Genomic DNA, 17,358 nt, shown 5'->3' with positions numbered 1-17,358 from the left:
TCTGTGATGAAGAATACCGGTATCCCTCAATATGGCCGCCGGCCCGCGTAGTCCGAACAACCTTTTCAGCGGCTGGCTAACATCTCAAAACGGCGCGCACAAGTGCAATGGCCTTGTCAGGACCCGGATTCCGATTCAAAAGGGGTTTATGACGGATGAAAGCGCGTCCAACATAACATTGACGCAAAGGCGCCTGAAGCTGGACACGCTGGTGCGCCTGCGCTGGCTCGCGGTCGGCGGACAGACCGCAGCCCTGCTTGTCGTCCATGTGGGCCTTGGCTACGAGCTCCCCGCCGGGCCCGCCTTCGCCATGGTCGCGCTCTCCGCCTGGCTGAACATTTTCCTGAAGATCCGCTGGCCGTCGGCCATGCGTCTTTCCGAACGCGCGGCCATCCTGCAGCTTGGCTACGACATCGTGCAAATGAGCGGCCTGCTGTTCCTGACGGGAGGGCTGGGCAATCCGTTTGCGTTCCTGCTGATGGCGCCGGTGATGGTGTCTGCTGCGGGCCTGTCCGCGCGTTACACCTTCATGCTCGGGGTCCTGGCAACGGTCTGCGCCAGCTTTCTGGCCGTGTTTCACTACCCGCTGCCCTGGCCCGACACGGAAGTTTTCAAGCTGCCCGTGATCTATTCGGTCGGAATCTGGATCGCGCTGGTGCTCACGCTCGGCTTCATGGCGGTCTATGCGTTCCGGGTGGCGGAAGAGGCGCGCCAGCTTGCCGATGCCTTGACCGCAACTGAACTCGTGCTTGCGCGCGAGCAGCACCTCAACGCGCTGGACGGACTGGCAACGGCCGCGGCCCATGAACTCGGGACGCCACTTGCGACGATTTATCTTGTCGCCAAGGAACTGACCGACGAATTCGAAGCCCAGGACCATCGCGGCGAGGATGTCGCGCTGATCCGGTCCCAGGCCGAAAGGTGCCGCGAGATCCTTCAGAAACTAACCAGTCTTTCCAGTGAGGAAGACCAGACCTACCAGCGCATGCCGGTCGCCCAGCTCCTTGAAGACGTCATCGATCCGCACCGCGGGACCGGGGTTGCCATTCACTCGACACATGACGGCGAGGGGCCGGAACCTGTCGGAACACGGAATGCGGCAATTCGCTACGGCCTGGGCAACCTCGTTGAAAACGCTGTGGATTTCGCAAAATCGCGTGTCGATGTCTCGGCACATTGGGACGATAACACGCTGTCAATCTCGATCCGTGACGACGGACCCGGCTTTTCCATGGATATCCTCGGCAAGATCGGGGATCCCTACGTGTCCGTGCGCGGCAGCAGGTCCCATCAGAACGGCAAGGGTGGCGGGCTCGGGCTGGGGATCTTCATCGCGAAAACCCTTCTTGAGCGCACCGGCGCCAAGCTGCAGCTCGAGAACAAGGCACCGCCCGAGAGCGGCGCCCACATCCGCGTCAGCTGGCCGCGCCCGGTCTTCGAAAGTCCTGTTGGAGTGGACGAAACGCCGTTTTAGCCCCATAACGACAACAAAAGCAGATTTTGTGGCAGGTCTCTTTCCGGAAGACCATCCATTCTGCGCAAGAAGACGTAAGAATAGACGGTAACGAGCCATGACGGACCAGATGACTTCATTCAATGGATCGGGAGACATGAGTCTTCTGATCGTCGACGACGACAAACCCTTTCAGCAGCGCCTGGCGCGTGCGATGGAAAAACGCGGCTTTGCGACGGAAACCGCCGACGGCGTTCAGGACGCAGCTGCCAAGATCCTGCGTATCGCGCCAGCCTATGCAATCGTCGACATGCGCCTTGAAGACGGCAACGGTCTGGATGTCATAGAGAAAATCCGGCAGAAGCGCCCGGATGCGCGCGCGATCATCCTGACAGGCTACGGCAACATCGCCACCGCCGTGACCGCGGTCAAACTCGGTGCGATCGATTATCTCGCCAAGCCTGCAGATCCGGACGATATCGTCGCAGCGCTTGCGCGCAAGCCCGAGGACAAGGCGCAGCCACCGGAAAACCCCATGTCTGCCGACCGTGTCCGCTGGGAACACATCCAGCGTGTCTACGAATTGTGCGATCGCAATGTGTCGGAGACGGCACGCCGCCTGAACATGCACCGCAGAACGTTGCAGCGTATTCTTGCGAAAAGAGCGCCGCGCTAACAAAGGCCTGTGTTGAAACCGATTGCAGGGTTGCCCTTTCAGCGCCACTTTGCCTAAGTATTCACATAACGAATTTCTTGCGCTCCGACGGAGATCGTCCATGCGGCGTCTTGCTGCCAGCCGTTCAAACAAGCCTGTCATCAAATCCCGTCTGCTGGCGGCCTGCAGCTTCTGTCTTCTGACCTACAGTGCCAGCGCGTTTGCACAATCCGTCCCGGAGACCGTGCGGATCAACGTGGAGCCGGCGGAACCAGGCATACGCTCCATCACGGTCGACAAGAAATACCGGCCCATCATCAGCCGCGACGACAAGGGCGTGGTGATCGATACGATGGGCAGCGACAACACCTTGCCCGGCTGTGACGTCAAACTGGAAGTCACACTCGAAAACAGCCGTGTCCTGCATCGCGATGCCGATCTTTGCAGCGGAAGCACGCTCGTCGTCGACGTGACCAGCGACGGAAAACCGGGTGCGACCGCCCGGGTCGTCGGCACGTCGTCCGGGGTTGCCGCGGGTCCCGTCGCCAATGCGCCCGCTGCGGCGGGTCAGAGCCAGACACAAACGTCTTCCACAGCGCCGGCGAGCCAGGGAACCGAAACATCCATCGTGGAGGTCACACCTCCCGCGGACACTGGCGGACTGCCGCCGCTCGAGCAGGTCGAAACGCCGATTTCCAGCGGCGATCCGAACGGCGACACCGTCGCGTCGACCTCACCGGGCGACTTCGAGACGACAATCCGCGACAGCCTGTCCGGCGGTGCGAACGCGCAGGCGGTCGTCGTCACACCAAACGAGGCCCGGCAATGGGCCACCGATCCCGGCGGTCAGCCCGGGTCGCCGTCGGTCATCGAGCACACGGTGCCGCAGACCGACGACCGGGACTTCAGGGCCGACTGCACGACGCAAGCCGGGTTTGCGAAGATCACGTTCCAGCAGGCGCCCGCCGGACTGCAGGAAGGCATGCCGCAGGCGATCCGCATTTCCGCGGGAGACTATCTGGGCAGCTTCAACGCCTTCGGATCGTCCAACGCGAATTCCCAAGGCGTTTCCCTGCCGGAAGTCAATATCGAGATGACGGATCCGCTCTGGGAAGCGATGATCAAGCAGTCGGAACTGTCGATCTCGATCGAAGGACTGCCAGCCTATCAGGTTTCCCTGAAAGGCAGCGCAAATCCGGTCCGGCTGTTCGTGGCGACCTGCGCGCTTCCGCAGCAGATCGTCGCTGACGGCGGCCAGGATCCGGGTGCGGACCTTTCTTGCAACGAACTGGGCCGCGTGCGGTCCGTCGAAGCAGTCCGCCCGGGGCAAATCGTGTTCCGCAATTCCGGCCGGGATGCCATCGAGGTCAGCTGGGTAGACTATCGTGGCGGCGAGCGTCCTTATGCCCGGCTTGAGCCCGGTCAGGTGCTGGAACAGCAGACTTACGTTTCCCACGCCTGGACCGTGCGCGGCGCGACGGGTGAATGCCGGGGCATCTACGTCACGCAGGCTCCCTACCGGGAAGTCGTCATCGGCGGCCAGGCCGGGTTCGGCGGCAGCGGCGCAGGCGGGTTCGGCAACAATGGTGCCGGCGGGTTCGGGAACCAGGACGGTTTTCAGAATGACCCCTTTGTCAACAATGGCGGCGGTCCGGTTCCCCCCGGCACGATCGGCGGAGGCAACCAGGGCGATTTCCAGCAACAGGCGGCCCGAACCAATGTCGCTGACTATCTGTGCACGGCCGGCATCGACCTGAATGTGGTGTTCTCACCGGATGGCCAGTCGGCAACCGTTGCCGAAATGGGATATGGCGCGGTGACGCTGCAGCGGCTCGGCAGCCCGAATACCTTCCATTATGAGGGGCAGGGCCACACCCTGAAGGGCCAGCTGCAGAACGCGACATGGTCACGCCCGGGTTTGCGCGATGTGTTCTGCGCGCGCAGGTGACATTGGCGGCAGAGCTGAAAATCACGTCTCTCCACCCAAAGATGCAAGATTTAATCTCTCCCTCTTAAGAAGAATATATTGTAAAAACCACGTAAGCATTCTCCCGAATTTTTTGTACCAAAGTACAAGTGCAGTGCAGCATTCCTTAACACTTGGCGACTAAGCTTATTCAAAGTTTAACTTTGGGTAGCACGGCATGTCATTCACACGTTGGCCTCTGGCCTGGAAAATCTGCACACCGGTTTTCGTAATCGCCATCTTCACCGTCGCCCTTGCGGCGTTTTCGCTCGTCTCGCTGAAAGACGCGATGATGCAGGAGCGTCTCGTCAAGATCGAAGACATCTCGCATACGGCGAGAACGATCGCGGCGAGTTACCACAAAATGGCAGAAGACGGGTCACTGACAACAGAAGAAGCACAGAAGCGCGCTCTGGAAGCGATTGCGGCCATGCGTTTCGAGGACGGCACAAACTACATTTTCGTTTTCGACAATAACTCCGTCACGCTTTCCCACGTGAACACGAAACTGATCGGAAAAGATCTATCCGGCCTCAAGGATGCGAACGGCGTCCGGATCATTCCCGAGCTGGTAAAGCGCGCGCAGGCAGGCGGCGGCAGCCTTCAGTATCTGTGGCCGCGCGCCGGAAGCGACATCCCGATTGAAAAGTGGGGCTATGCCGTCGGCCTTCAGGACTGGGGCTGGATGCTCGGCACGGGGGTCTATATCGATGACCTTGAAGCTGCCTACTGGAACCAGGCTGTCCTGATCATCGTCCTCGCTGCCATTGGCGCGGTCATCGCCGGCACGATCGCTCTCTTCGCGATCCGCAGCCTTGTCGGCCCGCTCAGGTCCCTGACGGCCAACATGGCAACGCTGGCGGACGGCAACACCGATATCCGGATCGACGGAACCGACCGCGGTGACGAAATCGGCAAGATGGCCTCTGCCATGGAAGTGTTCGTTCACAACGAGACCGAGCGCCGCGCACTGGAAGAACAACAAAACGAAGCGCAGGAGGATGCGGCCCGCAAGGGAACCGAGATCCAGCATCTCAGCGGCGAATTCGACCGCCAGATCATGGACATGCTGAACGTGATCGACGGATCGGTCCAGAACCTGCAGTCCGCCTCCTCGACCATGACCGATGTCGCGGCGCAGACGACCGAGCAGAGCGGTCTTGTCTCCAATGCGTCGTCGCAGGCCTCGCACAACGTCGAGACAGTGGCTGCGGCGGCAGAGGAACTGTCCGCCTCGGTCAACGAAATCCGCCGGCAGGTTCAGTCCTCCAGCGAAATCGCGGCCCGGGCCGCCGGTGAAGCCGAATCCACCAACCAGCGCATGAACGGGCTGTCTGAATCCGCAAGCCGGATCGGTGAGGTGGTCACGCTCATTCAGGCGATCGCCGAACAGACCAACCTTCTGGCGCTGAACGCGACGATCGAGGCAGCCCGCGCAGGTGAGGCCGGCAAGGGCTTTGCCGTCGTCGCCGCCGAGGTCAAGGAACTGGCAAACCAGACCTCCAAGGCAACGGAAGAGATCTCGAGCCAGATTTCGGCAATCCAGGAAGAAACCGGTCACGCGGCCAGCGCGATTTCCTCGGTCACCGAAATCATCAACAACATGAACGAAATCGCGTCCTCGATCGCCGCCTCCGTCGACGAACAGGGCGTCGCCACGCAGGAAATCGCGACGAACGCAACGGAGGCTTCCCGAAGCACCGTCGACGTGACCACCAACATCGAAAGCGTTGCGACCGCGGCCGAAAACACGCGGGACACGGCTGAAAAGGTCGACCTGTCAGCCCAGGAGCTCCAGGGAAATGCCGGCCAGCTGCGCAACCAGGTTGCCACATTCCTGGAAGAAGTCCGCAGGCGCTCCGTCGCCTAATAAGGCTGGCCAGAAACACGAATGCCCTCTTCCGTGCGGAGAGGGCATTTGCATGTCCGAATTTGTCGCCGACGCAGATTTTCCGGAATTCTTGAATTCAAACCTTGCGCAGCGCGACCTTTGAAATCCGGTGGCTGGCATTCTTGGTCAGGATGAGGTCGGCGCGCGGACGTGTCGGCAGGATGTTCTCCCGCAGGTTGATCAGGTTGATGTCGTTCCAGATCCGCGTCGCGGTCTCGACAGCCTCTTCATCGTTGATGCGCGAATACTTGTGAAAGTAGGAGCCCGGATCGCGGAATGCGGTCTCCCTCAGGCGCATGAAGCGGTCGACATACCACGTGCGCAGCAGGTCCTCGTCCGCGTCGATATAGACCGAAAAATCAAAGAAATCGGAAACGAATGGCACCGCGCGCCCGTCCTTCGGAAGCTCCCGGGTCTGCAGCACGTTCAAGCCTTCGACGATCAGGATGTCAGGCTTGTCGACCGTAACCGCATGGCCCGGCATGACATCGTAGTAGAAGTGGGAATAGACGGGCGCCCGGACATGGCGCTGTCCCGCCTTGATATCGGACAGGAATTTCAGAAGCCGGGGACGGTCGAAGCTTTCCGGGAAGCCCTTCTTGCTCATCAGCCCTTCGGCCTCGAGGATCGCGTTGGGATAGAGGAACCCGTCCGTCGTGATCAGGTCGACCTTCGGACTGGCGGGCCATCTTTCGAGGAGCTCGCGCAGGACACGTGACGTCGTTGACTTGCCGACGGAGACCGAGCCCGCGACACCGATGATGAAAGGCGTCTTGCCCTCGTGATAGCCGAGGAAATTCTGGGAGGCCTGGTGAATGCCGATTTTTGCCTCGGCATAAAAGGCCAGCAGACGAGAGAGCGGCAGGTAGATCGTCTCGACCTGCTGCATGGAAACCGGTGCATTGAGGCCTTGAAGCTGCTCGACTTCATGCTCGTCAAGCGTCATCGGGTGGTCGGCACGCAACCGCGACCACTGGCGCTCGGTGAACACCCGGTAGGGGGACAAATCCATGTCCAGTGCGGTTGCGACTTTCTGGTCCATCGTCTCGCAGTTCCCGCTGCGCTTGCCTTGCGGCCGGTGCCTAGTCTTGGGGCCGGGAAGCCTTTTCTTCAAGCCCCGTCTGTCCCGTCCGCTTTGCCAATTCCGCCATGACATCGCTCAACGGGACATTGGATACATTCAGAACCACCAACAAATGATAAAGCACATCCGCGGCTTCCGCCGTCAGTTCTTCCCGATCCTGCTGCACGGCCGCAATCGCCGCCTCGACCGCCTCTTCTCCAAGTTTCTGGGCGCATTTCGCAACGCCCTTGTTCACCAGTTTGCGCGTATAGGAGTTTTCATCGTCGCTCTGCGCGCGCGCTGCGACTATGGCATCCAGATCGTCCAGTGTGAACTTGGTCATTTGGCTAGAGCTCGTTTCAAAGGCTAGGGGTCCAGGCGCATCGGCACGCCGGCATCGTTCATGTAGGCCTTGGTTTCCTGGATGGTGTACTCGCCGAAATGGAAGATCGAGGCCGCAAGCACGGCCGTCGCATGGCCGTCGCGCACACCCTCGACCATGTGATCGAGCGTGCCGACGCCGCCGGACGCGATCACCGGCACAGGCACGGCATCGGCAATCGCACGCGTGAGCGCGATATTGTAGCCCGCCTTGGTGCCGTCCCGGTCCATGGACGTTACCAGAAGCTCGCCCGCGCCGAGTGCGACGACCTTTTTGGCGAATTCGACTGCGTCGATGCCGGTCGGATTGCGCCCGCCATGGGTAAAGATCTCGAACTTTTCCGGCTCACCAGGCGCATTCACCTGCTTGGCATCAATGGAAACGACAATGCATTGCGCGCCGAATTTTTCCGCCGCCTCGCGGACGAAGTCCGGGTTCTTGACGGCGGCCGTGTTGATCGACACCTTGTCGGCCCCGGCAATCAGAAGCTTGCGGATGTCTTCGACCGTCCTGACGCCGCCGCCAACGGTGACCGGCATGAAACAGGCTTCCGCCGTGCGCCGGACGACATCGTAGATGGTGTCCCGGCCCTCGTGGCTGGCGGTGATGTCCAGAAAGCAGAGTTCGTCGGCACCGGCGGCATCATAGGCCTTGGCGGCCTCCACCGGATCGCCGGCATCGACCAGATCGACAAAATTGACGCCCTTGACGACACGGCCGTCCTTGACGTCGAGACAGGGAATGACACGGGCCTTGAGGGTCACGATGCTTTCCTCCGCGCAGTCAGGATCAGGTCCATTGCCTCTTTCGGATCGAGGCGCCCGTCATAAAGGGCCCGGCCGGAAATCGCGCCTTCCAGAATGGCGCAATCAGGCTCCAGCAGACGATGGATGTCGTCGATCGACGCGAGGCCGCCAGAAGCGATGACGGGAATGGAGACGGACCGGGCCAGTTCCAGCGTCGACGGGATGTTGAGCCCTTTCAGGACGCCGTCGCGGTCGATGTCGGTGTAGATGATCGCCGACACGCCGGCATCCTCGAACTGTTTCGCCAGATCCACCGCGGTGAGTTCGGATGTTTCCGCCCAGCCCTCGACGGCGACATAACCGCCCTTGGCGTCGATGCCGACGGCAATCTTGCCAGGAAACCTGCGGCAGGCTTCCTTTACCAGATCCGGATCGCGTACGGCGACGGTGCCGAGAATGACGCGCGTGATGCCCTTTGAAAGCCAGGTCTCGATATGATCGAGCGTCCTGATCCCGCCGCCCAGCTGAACCGGGTTGCGCGTCGATGCCAGGATCGCGTCGACGGCCGCGCCGTTAACGCTTTCACCGGCAAAGGCCCCGTTGAGGTCAACCACGTGCAGCCACTCGAAACCCTGGGTCTCAAATGCCTTTGCCTGGGCACCCGGATCGTCGTTGAAAACGGTCGCCTGGTCCATGTCGCCAAGCTTCAGACGCACGCATTGGCCATCCTTCAGGTCGATGGCGGGAAATAGGATCATTCTCGTCAAATTCCTTCCACGATGACGATTTCGCCATCGGCAACTTTCTGGCGGATTTTCACCGCTTCCTGATATTCCGGGGAGTTATAGCAATCGACCGCATGTTGAAAGCTCGGAAATTCGATCACGACATTGCGCGCCCGGCCAGGACCCTCGATCAGGTCGGCCTTGCCGCCGCGTGCAAGGAAATTGGCACCAAACCGTTCAAAGGCAGGTTTGGCCGTTTCCACATATTTCGGGTAGTTGTCCGGGTCGCGAACATCCACCCGTGCAATCCAGTAACCCTTGCTCACGTGTCTTCTCCCGTTTTCTCATGTGCCTTCGACAATGACGATGTCACTGTCGGAATATTGCTGTCTCAACTTCGCTGCCGCCTGATATTCCGGTGAATTGTAGCAGTCCAGCGCCTTCCGGTAGCTCTCGAATTCAATCACGACATGACGTGTGCGCACGGGTCCTTCCGGGCCAGTCATGTCACCGCCGCGCACAAGGAAACGGGCGTCGAACTTTTCAAAGGCGATCGCATCCGCAGCGAGATATTTCGGATAGTTGTCCGGGTCCGTCACGTCGACATGGACGATCCAGTAGCCGTTTTTCATGTGAGCCTCCGCGCGATCACGGTGTCCAGTCGAGGAAATTGGCGATCAGACCGAGGCCCAGCCGCTGGCTTTTTTCCGGGTGGAACTGGGTGCCGATCATGTTGTCCCGCGCAACCATCGCCGTGAAGGTGCCCGCATAGTCGAACGTCGCCAGACGGTCGCCGTCGTCGGTGCAGGCGAAATGGTAGGAGTGCACGAAATAGGCATGCAATCCCTTCGGCCCGGTTTCCAGGCCCTTGAACACCGCATGACCATTCGCGTGGACATCAATGGTGTTCCAGCCCATATGCGGGATCTTGAGACCTGGATCCGACGGTTTCATTTCGGAAACATCGCCTGAAACCCATCCGAGGCCCTCGACGGTTTCGAATTCAAGGCCCCGCTCGGCCATCAGCTGCATGCCGACGCAAATACCGAAAAAGGGTTTGCCCTGGTCGCGAACCGCCTCCCGGAGGGCTTCCGGCATTCCGTCGACGGCCCAGAGGCCGCGCTTGCAATCCGCGAAAGCACCGACGCCCGGCAACACGATCCGGTCCGCCTTGCGCACCCGGTCGGGATCGGCGGTAACGATGACATCGGGCATGTGCGCATGCGCGCGCGCGGCCCGCTCGAAAGCCTTTTCCGCCGAGCGCAGGTTGCCCGAACCGTAGTCGATGATGGCGACCGTCATTGCCGTGCCTCCGGACCGAGTGTCAGGCCCACGACCCGTTCGCTGCCGACCCTTGGAACAATCGGCGCCCGGACAGGACGCGCAGGCGGTTCGGGTTGTGCAGGCTCCGGCGCCATCCGGACGGCTTCCTTGTTCAGGAAGCGCAGTTCGGCTTCTGCTGGATTTGTACCGTCGACAATACCGACGACACGCCAGCCCTTGCGTTCCAGCGACCAGCGGCGCAGCGCCTGCGCCTCGAAGCCGAACAAGAGCGAAATCGTCAGGGCGACGATGCCCGTTGCCTCATTGCCGAGCGACAGCGCCACGATTTCCATGATCAGCGTTAGAGCCAGATATCCCAGCAAAACCAGCCACATGCGATGCACGAGCATCCAGATGAAGGAAAACACGAAAGCCAGCACGGAAAACCGGTCGGGAACGAACAAGAGCCGGTCGCTCTCACGTGGGTCGCCCGCCAGGTCCTGAAACTCCGGCGGGGCCATGACAACATAGGTACTCATAAGCCGGTCGTCCTTCAGCCGCCCAATTGGCCTTTGGTGGTCGGAATGCGATCCGCCTGGCGCGGGTCGATCTCGGCTGCCTTGCGCAGCGTGCGCGCAACCGCCTTGAAACAGGTTTCCGCGATATGGTGGCAATTGGAGCCATAAAGATTGGCGACATGAAGGGTGATGCCGGCATTCATGGCAAAGGCCCGGAAGAACTCCTCGAAAAGTTCGGTGTCAAAATCACCCACCTTGTCCCGGTCGAAAGTCACGTCCCAGACGAGGAACGGACGGCCGGACACGTCGAGCGCGCAGCGCGTGAGTGCCTCGTCCATCGCCAGGTGGGTGTCGGCATAACGGGTAATCCCGGCCATGTCGCCCAGCGCGGTCGAAATCGCCTGACCGAGCGCGATGCCGGTGTCTTCGACGGTGTGGTGAAAATCGATATGGGTGTCGCCCTCGGCGCGCACCTTCATGTCGATGAGCGAATGGCGCGACAGTTGTTCCAGCATGTGATCAAAAAAACCGACACCGGTCTGAACGTCATAGGTTCCCGTCCCGTCGAGATTGATTTCGACGGAAATACGGGTCTCCTTGGTGTCGCGCGATACACTCGCCGTGCGCATAAGCTGCTGTCCTTGCTGTGGTTAGGAACCGGCGGTGTTGTAGCAGGGAGAGCCGAGTAAAGAAACCATATCGTGCACGTCGATCGCAGTCGGCCCGGCGGCCCCATTGAATGTGTGCCGACTCTTTCGCGTTCCTGTGCCATGATCCGCCGAACGAACGTTTCAGGAGACAGTTTCATGTTCAAGGAATCCGTGTCGGAAGGCGGGCTTGCGGTGGTGACCGGAGCCGCGAGCGGGGTTGGTTTTGTCGCAGCACAACGGTTCGCCGAAGCCGGTCTCGGGGTGGTTCTGGCGGATCTGCCCGGAGAGCGCCTTGATGCGGCGACGCAGGAGATCCAAAAGATCGCGGGCAGCAAGCCCGTCCTCGGCGTGCCGACGGACGTTTCAGACATGGCTCAAGTGGAAAGTCTCGCCAACGCCGCGTTTGAGGCCGGCCCGGTCGCCGTCCTCATGAACAATGCCGGGATCGGCATGTCCTCGAAAACCTGGGAGGCGTTTGACGCCTGGGAACGCATGATGGACGTCAATTTCTTTGGCGTTCTTCGGGGTGTTCAGGCCTTCACGCCGCGCATGATCGAGGCGGGCCGCCCTGCGGTCATCGTCAACACCGGGTCCAAGCAGGGCATCACCACGCCGCCCGGAAACCCCGGCTACAACGCCACGAAGGCGGCCGTGAAGGTGCTCAGTGAGCAGCTTGCCCACGAGTTGCGCGAGGCCGGCGCGCCGATTTCGGTCCATCTCTTCGTTCCCGGTTTTACCTATACCGGCATGACGTCGGCCTTCTTCAAGGAAAAGCCGGCATCGGCCTGGACCAGCGAGCAGACCGTCGACTATTTTCTCGAACGAATGTCGGAAGGCGACTTCTATATTCTTTGTCCGGACAATGACGTTGACGCGACCCGCGATCGGCGCCGGGCCGAATGGGCCATCGGCGACATCATCAAAAACAGGCCGCCGCTCTCCCGCTGGCATGCGGATTTCAAGGACGCATTTGCGGAATTCGAGAAAACGGGAAAGTCGTAGGCTGGTCACACGGCAACCGCAGTGATAAGGACAGGGCGTCGTCCCGCCGCCCTGAAAGGAGCCCGCTCCATGCCGACCAGCCCGTTCGCCCCCAAGACCGCGCTAGACCGCCTGATGCTGCCCGTTGACGTCCCGACCATAAAGGACGCCGAAGCACTGGTCAGCCGGACCGAAGGCAGGGTCGGGGTCTACAAGATCGGCATGGAGCTGCAATTTGCCGGCGGGCTGGAATTTGCGCGCGAACTTGCCGCTGACGGCAAGAAAATCTTTCTCGACGTGAAACTGCATGACATCGACAACACGATCACCCACGCGATCCGCAACGTCGCCAGGATGGGCATGACCTTCGTCACCTTGCATGGCTATCCGAAGACGATGCGGGCGGCCGTCAGGGGTCTCGCGGACGAGGGCAATCCGGCCCTGTGCCTGCTCGGCGTTACCGTTCTGACGTCGATGGACGAAGACGATCTGGTCGCCGCCGGGTATCGCGGCCCCGTCGCCGATGTGGTGGCGTCGCGCGCCAAGGACGCCAGGGACGCAGGGATGGGCGGCATCGTCTGCGCGGCGACGGAAGCGCAGAAACTGCGCGCGATCCTTCAGGACGAACTGGTGATCGTCACGCCCGGGATCCGGCCGAAAGGCAGCGCCGCCGGCGATCAGCGCCGGGTGATGACACCGGAAGACGCGATCCGGGCCGGGAGCGACTATCTCGTTGTCGGACGGCCGATCTCCAAGGCGGACGACCCCGGTGCTGCTGCCGATGCCGTGGTTGCGGAAATCGAAACCGCGCTGCGCTGAGTGCGAATCATTCCCCGGATGCAAAAGGAAACGGCCACCGCTTTCACGGTGGCCAGTTGAAAGACGGCGGTCTTTTTTGAGTTATGCCGCCTGATTGTCGCCGACAGCCGCCGACCGCAGCACCATGCCGTAGAGGTCGCGCGGATCGTCCGGGTCCGCGAGAAGGTCGAGCTTCTCGAAATGGCCCGTGGTCGGCAGAAGATCACGGATGTAACGCAGGGCCGCAAAGTCCTCGATGGCAAAGCCGACACTATCGAACAGGGTGATCTGATCCTCCGATGTGCGTCCCGCCGCCTTGCCGGCATAGACCCGCCAGAGTTCAGTGACCGTATGATCCTCGGGAAGCTGCTGCAGTTCACCCTCGATCCGTGTCTGCTCGGGCAGTTCGACAAAGATGTCGGAGCGCAGAAGAATATCCTTGTGCAGCTCCGTCTTGCCGGGACAGTCGCCGCCGATCGCGTTGATATGCACGCCTGAGCCGACCATGTTGTCGGTCAGGATCGTTGCGTATTTCTTGTCAGCGGTGACCGTCGTGATGATCTGTGCGCCCTCGATAGCATCTTCCGGGGTCTTGCAGATGGTTACGTTCAGGCCGGAATAGGCGAGGTTCCGCTCCAGGCGCAGGCTTGCCTTCACATCGATGTCGTAGGCTCGGATATCCGTGATCCCGAGCATTTCCTTGAACGCCAGGCACTGAAAATCCGACTGGGCGCCGTTGCCGATGATCGCCATCGTGGTCGATCCCTTCGGCGCCAGATACTTCGCCGCCAGAGCCGAGGTGGCCGCTGTCCGCAGCGCCGTCAGGATGGTCATTTCGGTGAAAAGAACCGGGTATCCGGTCGACAGTTCGGACAGCACGCCGAACCCTGTCACCGTCTGCAGGCCCTCGCGCACATTCTGAGGGTGGCCGTTGACGTATTTGAAGCCAAAAGTCTCCCCGTCGCTGGTCGGCATCAGCTCGATCACGCCCTGCGGCGCATGGGCCGGAATGCGCGGCTTCTTGTCGAAGCTCTCCCAGCGCAGGAAGTCCTGCTCGATGTAATCGGCAATGCCTCTGATTGCCTTTTCAACGCCGATCGTGCGGATGTTGCGCATCATGTCATCCACGCTCACGAAAGGAACAAAGGCGAGTTCGGACGGTTTCGGATTGTGATTGTGACGTATCATTGAAAAGCCCTCTAGAAGCTGCGGGTCGGACGGTCGAAGACGCGGCGCCCGAAAAGACTGCCGGTGAGGTCGACCATGAGGCGCGCGGTTTTTCCGCGTTCGTCCAGGAAAGGATTGAGTTCGACGAGATCGAGCGAAGTCACGAGGCCGCTGTCGTGCAGCAGTTCCATGACAAGGTGCGCTTCGCGAAACGTCGCACCGCCGGGAACCGTCGTTCCCACCGCGGGCGCGATTTCCGGGTCGAGAAAATCGACGTCGAGGCTGACGTGGAGAAGTCCGTTCTGAGCCCGGACCCGGTCCAGGAACGGGCGCATGAGGCCGGCAATGCCTTCCTCGTCAATCCGGCGCATGTCGCTGACACCGACACCGTGACTGAGCAGCATGTCGCGCTCAGCCGCATCGATGGACCTGACGCCGAGGATTTCGACATTCGCCGGGTCGACCGGATGGTACAGGGGTTCCCCCAGCAGATCGTCGAACCCGGGAAGACCGCAGGCGAAGGCCAGTGGTGTTCCGTGCAGATTGCCGCTGTCCGTGCTGTCGAGCGTGTGGAAATCGGAATGGGCGTCCAGCCAGAGCACGAAAAGCGGACGGCCGCGTTCTGCGGCGGCCCGTGCCTGACCGGACAAGGTCCCCGCCGCCATGGCATGATCGCCGCCGAGATAGATCGGGACGACAGCCTGCCGCCCGAGATCGGCGGCCTTGGCGTGGAGCGCGCGCGTCCAGCCTGCATAAGACCGGAAATTCCTCAGAACCGGGTTCGGCGAAGACAGGTCACCGACCTCGGCCGGATAGAGATTGCCGTGATCGCTCACCGTGTGGCCCAGCGCCTTCAGCTGTTCGACAAGACCCGCCGTACGGAAGGCATCGGGACCCATCAGGCAGCCCCTTTGACCTGCGCCATCGTCAACGGGTGCGCCAACCAGCGCAATCTGTTTTGCAGTCACGTTCAAATCAGCCTCCAACCGAACCTTCGCCTTGAAATGTGCGGAAATCCGGTGGCGGAGTAAATCCAGTCTCTTGAACAAATGAATAGTTAAATTTATCATTTTGGAAGGTAAAACTGTTCAAAATGGTCTTATGGATGATCTGGATCTGAGATTAATCACGCTTCTACGCCATGATGGACGCCGATCGGTGTCCGATCTGGCAAGCGATCTCAAGGTGTCGCGGGCAACGGTCCGCGCGCGCATGGAGAAATTGCAGGCCAGTGGAGAGATTCTCGGATTTACGGCTGTTCTGCGCGACGACTGGCGGGATCTGCCGATCCGGGCGGTCACGCTGCTGGTGGTCGACGGGCACAACACGGATCCGGTGATCCGGTCCTTGAGCGCGATGACGGAAGTGCGGGCCATCCATTCCACCAACGGCAAATGGGATCTTGTGCTGGATATCGCCACACGGGACCTTGCCGCCTTCGACGACGCGCTCAACCGGATCCGCCTGATCGAGGGCATTGCCGCCTCGGAGACCAATATCCTGCTCAACACGCGCAAGGGCCCTGCCGTTCTTCCGAACTGAGAAAGCTCCGCCTCGCAAAACGGGTCGCGTGCGGGTGAAACGACGCTTACATTGGCTTCAGAGTTGATCAGATGACGAGTTCAAAATGACCAAGGCAATCGACCTTTCCAGTCTTGCCCCGGGACCGGAGCCGATCTCGGTGGGCAAAGAGGCGGCAGAAAACTATGCAGTCGTCCGGCAGACCCTGAAAAGGATCACGCTGGACTGGCGTGAACAGCCAACGCTGGAAATGCTTGCAAAGGAAGCCGGATTGCAGCCGATCCAGCTGCAGCGCGTGTTTTCGCGCTGGGCGGGCCTGACGCCCAAGCAGTTCCTGCAGGCGATCACGCTGGACCACGCGAAGGCACTCCTGCGCGACTCCGCAAGCGTCCTCGACGCCTCCTACGAGGTCGGCCTCTCCGGTTCGTCCCGCCTGCATGACCTCTTCATCACGCATGAAGCCATGACACCGGGCGACTACCGGGCCCGCGGCGCAGGCCTCACGATCGCCTACGGATTTCATCCATCCCCCTTCGGACAGGTCCTGATCATGGTCACAGACAAGGGTCTGGCCGGTCTCGGGTTCGCGGACCCGGGCGAAGAAGAAAGCGCGCTGGAGGACATGTGCGGCCGCTGGCCGGCGGCAAACTATGTCCACGACCAGGACGCGACCGGCTCTTATGCCGCGCGCGTCTTCGATCCGGGACAATGGCAGGAGGATCAGCCGCTCAACGTGGTGATGATCGGAACGGATTTCGAAATCCGGGTCTGGCAGACCCTCCTCAAGATCCCGATGGGACAGGCGGCAACCTATGCCGACGTGGCGGCCTCGATCGGAAAGCCAAAGGCCTCGCGCGCCGTCGGATCCGCGGTCGGGCGCAATCCGATCTCCTTCGTGGTGCCGTGCCACAGGGTGCTGGCCAAGGGCGGCAAGATCGGCGGCTACCACTGGGGCCTCACCCGTAAACGCGCCATCCTCGGCTGGGAAACCGGGCTGTCGGGACCGGTGCTGGAGTGTGTTTGAGTGCACGAATAGGAAACGAGAATGATACCCCCACCCCTAACCCCTCCCCACAAGGGGGAGGGGGATTGCGCACTGCCTAAAACAATCAGACCAACCAAACGGTGAGGGTTTCCCTGAACCGCCGATTTCCTGGTGAAGCCTGGTTCCCCTCCCCCTTGTGGGGAGGGGTTAGGGGTGGGGGTATCGATCAGTCGAGAGCAAGACGCCGTCTGATATCGAGCACAACCCCTTCGAGGTTCTCGGACACGTCGAGAGACGAATAGCGGATAACTTGAAAGCCCTGAGAACTGAGCCAGGTATCCCGCCGCTTGTCATGCGCCATCTGCTGTCTCGACGCATGCACATCGCCGTCAATTTCGATGATGATTTTCTTCGCGAAAACAACAAAGTCGACAATGTAGGCGCCAACCGGCGCCTGTCTACGAACCCGCACCCCTTCGGCCTTGAGTTCTCGGAGCGCACGCCAAAGCACTTTCTCGCCCTTCGTCTGATCCTGTCGCAGGGCTTTTGCAAGAGCCCTCGTTTGTTCGCTGATCCGGGTCGGTGCCACGCCGA

Annotated in this window: 20 protein-coding genes; 8 read left to right on the top strand and 12 right to left on the bottom strand. The window is 60.9% G+C overall.

The window, feature by feature from the left end:
- Window positions 1–148 precede the first annotated feature (148 nt).
- The 4 genes from ACO07N_RS07840 to ACO07N_RS07825 all read left to right on the top strand — a co-directional run bounded on the left by ACO07N_RS07840 (window position 149) and on the right by ACO07N_RS07825 (window position 5,944).
- Window positions 149–1,474, top strand: a complete 1,326-nt coding sequence (locus ACO07N_RS07840; RefSeq protein ID WP_421980483.1) for an ActS/PrrB/RegB family redox-sensitive histidine kinase — start codon at window positions 149–151, stop codon at window positions 1,472–1,474.
- Between the two features lie 97 nt (window positions 1,475–1,571).
- A complete protein-coding gene (locus tag ACO07N_RS07835) occupies window positions 1,572–2,129 on the top strand; it encodes an ActR/PrrA/RegA family redox response regulator transcription factor (protein ID WP_306145850.1) in 558 nt (185 codons plus the stop codon).
- Window positions 2,130–2,229: 100 nt separating this feature from the next.
- On the top strand, window positions 2,230–4,056 hold the full coding sequence (locus ACO07N_RS07830; protein WP_421980482.1) for a hypothetical protein: 1,827 nt from the start codon (window positions 2,230–2,232) through the stop codon (window positions 4,054–4,056).
- Between the two features lie 196 nt (window positions 4,057–4,252).
- Window positions 4,253–5,944 (top strand): methyl-accepting chemotaxis protein, encoded by a 1,692-nt coding sequence (locus ACO07N_RS07825; RefSeq protein ID WP_421980481.1) that lies wholly within the window; start codon window positions 4,253–4,255, stop codon window positions 5,942–5,944.
- A 97-nt stretch (window positions 5,945–6,041) separates the two neighbouring features.
- Here the strand turns inward: ACO07N_RS07825 and coaA are convergent, their stop codons facing one another.
- Genes coaA through hisB form a run of 9 tightly spaced genes read right to left on the bottom strand, consistent with a single transcriptional unit; the run spans window position 6,042 to window position 11,291 of the window.
- The gene (gene coaA, locus ACO07N_RS07820; protein WP_421980480.1) at window positions 6,042–7,007 is read right to left on the bottom strand and encodes a type I pantothenate kinase; all 966 of its coding nucleotides are present in this window, start codon (window positions 7,005–7,007) and stop codon (window positions 6,042–6,044) included.
- 40 nt (window positions 7,008–7,047) lie between these two features.
- A complete protein-coding gene (locus ACO07N_RS07815) occupies window positions 7,048–7,371 on the bottom strand; it encodes a phosphoribosyl-ATP diphosphatase (protein WP_421980479.1) in 324 nt (107 codons plus the stop codon).
- A gap of 23 nt (window positions 7,372–7,394) precedes the next feature.
- On the bottom strand, window positions 7,395–8,174 hold the full coding sequence (hisF, locus tag ACO07N_RS07810) for an imidazole glycerol phosphate synthase subunit HisF (protein ID WP_421980478.1): 780 nt from the start codon (window positions 8,172–8,174) through the stop codon (window positions 7,395–7,397).
- Window positions 8,171–8,914, bottom strand: coding sequence for a 1-(5-phosphoribosyl)-5-[(5-phosphoribosylamino)methylideneamino]imidazole-4-carboxamide isomerase (gene hisA / locus ACO07N_RS07805; protein WP_421980477.1), 744 nt, complete (start codon window positions 8,912–8,914; stop codon window positions 8,171–8,173). Before hisA ends, hisF begins: the two co-directional genes overlap by 4 nt.
- 5 nt (window positions 8,915–8,919) lie before the next feature.
- Complete coding sequence (locus ACO07N_RS07800; protein WP_421980476.1) at window positions 8,920–9,207, bottom strand: DUF1330 domain-containing protein; 288 nt, start codon at window positions 9,205–9,207, stop codon at window positions 8,920–8,922.
- Window positions 9,208–9,225: 18 nt separating this feature from the next.
- On the bottom strand, window positions 9,226–9,513 hold the full coding sequence (locus tag ACO07N_RS07795) for a DUF1330 domain-containing protein (protein ID WP_421980475.1): 288 nt from the start codon (window positions 9,511–9,513) through the stop codon (window positions 9,226–9,228).
- 16 nt (window positions 9,514–9,529) lie between these two features.
- Window positions 9,530–10,183 carry an imidazole glycerol phosphate synthase subunit HisH gene (gene hisH, locus ACO07N_RS07790; protein ID WP_421980474.1) on the bottom strand — a complete coding sequence of 218 codons (654 nt, stop codon included), beginning with the start codon at window positions 10,181–10,183 and terminating at the stop codon, window positions 9,530–9,532.
- The gene (locus ACO07N_RS07785; RefSeq protein WP_421980473.1) at window positions 10,180–10,683 is read right to left on the bottom strand and encodes a DUF2628 domain-containing protein; all 504 of its coding nucleotides are present in this window, start codon (window positions 10,681–10,683) and stop codon (window positions 10,180–10,182) included. Before ACO07N_RS07785 ends, hisH begins: the two co-directional genes overlap by 4 nt.
- A gap of 14 nt (window positions 10,684–10,697) precedes the next feature.
- Entirely contained in the window at window positions 10,698–11,291 is a 594-nt protein-coding gene (hisB, locus tag ACO07N_RS07780) for an imidazoleglycerol-phosphate dehydratase HisB (RefSeq protein ID WP_421980472.1), read from the bottom strand.
- A gap of 177 nt (window positions 11,292–11,468) precedes the next feature.
- Here hisB and ACO07N_RS07775 point away from each other — a divergent pair, with 177 nt between their 5' ends.
- Both ACO07N_RS07775 and pyrF read left to right on the top strand, forming a co-directional pair.
- A complete protein-coding gene (locus ACO07N_RS07775) occupies window positions 11,469–12,314 on the top strand; it encodes an SDR family NAD(P)-dependent oxidoreductase (protein ID WP_421980471.1) in 846 nt (281 codons plus the stop codon).
- 69 nt (window positions 12,315–12,383) lie between these two features.
- Complete coding sequence (pyrF, locus tag ACO07N_RS07770) at window positions 12,384–13,112, top strand: orotidine-5'-phosphate decarboxylase (RefSeq protein ID WP_421980470.1); 729 nt, start codon at window positions 12,384–12,386, stop codon at window positions 13,110–13,112.
- Between the two features lie 81 nt (window positions 13,113–13,193).
- Here the strand turns inward: pyrF and ACO07N_RS07765 are convergent, their stop codons facing one another.
- On the bottom strand, window positions 13,194–14,279 hold the full coding sequence (locus ACO07N_RS07765) for an ornithine cyclodeaminase (protein WP_421980469.1): 1,086 nt from the start codon (window positions 14,277–14,279) through the stop codon (window positions 13,194–13,196).
- A gap of 11 nt (window positions 14,280–14,290) precedes the next feature.
- On the bottom strand, window positions 14,291–15,232 hold the full coding sequence (rocF, locus tag ACO07N_RS07760) for an arginase (protein WP_421980468.1): 942 nt from the start codon (window positions 15,230–15,232) through the stop codon (window positions 14,291–14,293).
- A 127-nt stretch (window positions 15,233–15,359) separates the two neighbouring features.
- On the opposite strand from rocF, the gene ACO07N_RS07755 reads away from it, so the two are divergent.
- Both ACO07N_RS07755 and ACO07N_RS07750 read left to right on the top strand, forming a co-directional pair.
- Window positions 15,360–15,800 carry an Lrp/AsnC family transcriptional regulator gene (locus tag ACO07N_RS07755; RefSeq protein WP_421980467.1) on the top strand — a complete coding sequence of 147 codons (441 nt, stop codon included), beginning with the start codon at window positions 15,360–15,362 and terminating at the stop codon, window positions 15,798–15,800.
- 85 nt (window positions 15,801–15,885) lie between these two features.
- Window positions 15,886–16,803: a methylated-DNA--[protein]-cysteine S-methyltransferase gene (locus ACO07N_RS07750; RefSeq protein ID WP_421980466.1), complete on the top strand. Its 918-nt coding sequence runs from the start codon at window positions 15,886–15,888 to the stop codon at window positions 16,801–16,803.
- A 187-nt stretch (window positions 16,804–16,990) separates the two neighbouring features.
- On the opposite strand, the gene ACO07N_RS07745 is transcribed toward ACO07N_RS07750, so the two are convergent.
- Window positions 16,991–17,353, bottom strand: a complete 363-nt coding sequence (locus ACO07N_RS07745) for an endonuclease domain-containing protein (RefSeq protein WP_421980465.1) — start codon at window positions 17,351–17,353, stop codon at window positions 16,991–16,993.
- Window positions 17,354–17,358: the final 5 nt, after the last annotated feature.

The organism is Roseibium sp., from assembly GCF_965229775.1.
In the GTDB taxonomy this organism is placed as follows: Bacteria; Pseudomonadota; Alphaproteobacteria; order Rhizobiales; family Stappiaceae; genus Roseibium.
This window is presented reverse-complemented; position numbering and strand designations above follow the sequence as displayed.

What these genes read in the sequence shown, in the direction of transcription:
- ACO07N_RS07840 (WP_421980483.1), top strand. Translation starts at nt 149, where the DNA reads ATGACGGATGAAAGCGCGTCCAACATAACATTGACGCAAAGGCGCCTG.
- ACO07N_RS07835 (WP_306145850.1), top strand. Translation starts at nt 1,572, where the DNA reads ATGACGGACCAGATGACTTCATTCAATGGATCGGGAGACATGAGTCTT.
- ACO07N_RS07830 (WP_421980482.1), top strand. Translation starts at nt 2,230, where the DNA reads ATGCGGCGTCTTGCTGCCAGCCGTTCAAACAAGCCTGTCATCAAATCC.
- ACO07N_RS07825 (WP_421980481.1), top strand. Translation starts at nt 4,253, where the DNA reads ATGTCATTCACACGTTGGCCTCTGGCCTGGAAAATCTGCACACCGGTT.
- coaA (WP_421980480.1), bottom strand. Translation starts at nt 7,007, where the DNA reads ATGGACCAGAAAGTCGCAACCGCACTGGACATGGATTTGTCCCCCTAC.
- ACO07N_RS07815 (WP_421980479.1), bottom strand. Translation starts at nt 7,371, where the DNA reads ATGACCAAGTTCACACTGGACGATCTGGATGCCATAGTCGCAGCGCGC.
- hisA (WP_421980477.1), bottom strand. Translation starts at nt 8,914, where the DNA reads ATGATCCTATTTCCCGCCATCGACCTGAAGGATGGCCAATGCGTGCGT.
- ACO07N_RS07795 (WP_421980475.1), bottom strand. Translation starts at nt 9,513, where the DNA reads ATGAAAAACGGCTACTGGATCGTCCATGTCGACGTGACGGACCCGGAC.
- hisH (WP_421980474.1), bottom strand. Translation starts at nt 10,183, where the DNA reads ATGACGGTCGCCATCATCGACTACGGTTCGGGCAACCTGCGCTCGGCG.
- ACO07N_RS07785 (WP_421980473.1), bottom strand. Translation starts at nt 10,683, where the DNA reads ATGAGTACCTATGTTGTCATGGCCCCGCCGGAGTTTCAGGACCTGGCG.
- hisB (WP_421980472.1), bottom strand. Translation starts at nt 11,291, where the DNA reads ATGCGCACGGCGAGTGTATCGCGCGACACCAAGGAGACCCGTATTTCC.
- ACO07N_RS07775 (WP_421980471.1), top strand. Translation starts at nt 11,469, where the DNA reads ATGTTCAAGGAATCCGTGTCGGAAGGCGGGCTTGCGGTGGTGACCGGA.
- pyrF (WP_421980470.1), top strand. Translation starts at nt 12,384, where the DNA reads ATGCCGACCAGCCCGTTCGCCCCCAAGACCGCGCTAGACCGCCTGATG.
- ACO07N_RS07765 (WP_421980469.1), bottom strand. Translation starts at nt 14,279, where the DNA reads ATGATACGTCACAATCACAATCCGAAACCGTCCGAACTCGCCTTTGTT.
- ACO07N_RS07755 (WP_421980467.1), top strand. Translation starts at nt 15,360, where the DNA reads ATGGATGATCTGGATCTGAGATTAATCACGCTTCTACGCCATGATGGA.
- ACO07N_RS07750 (WP_421980466.1), top strand. Translation starts at nt 15,886, where the DNA reads ATGACCAAGGCAATCGACCTTTCCAGTCTTGCCCCGGGACCGGAGCCG.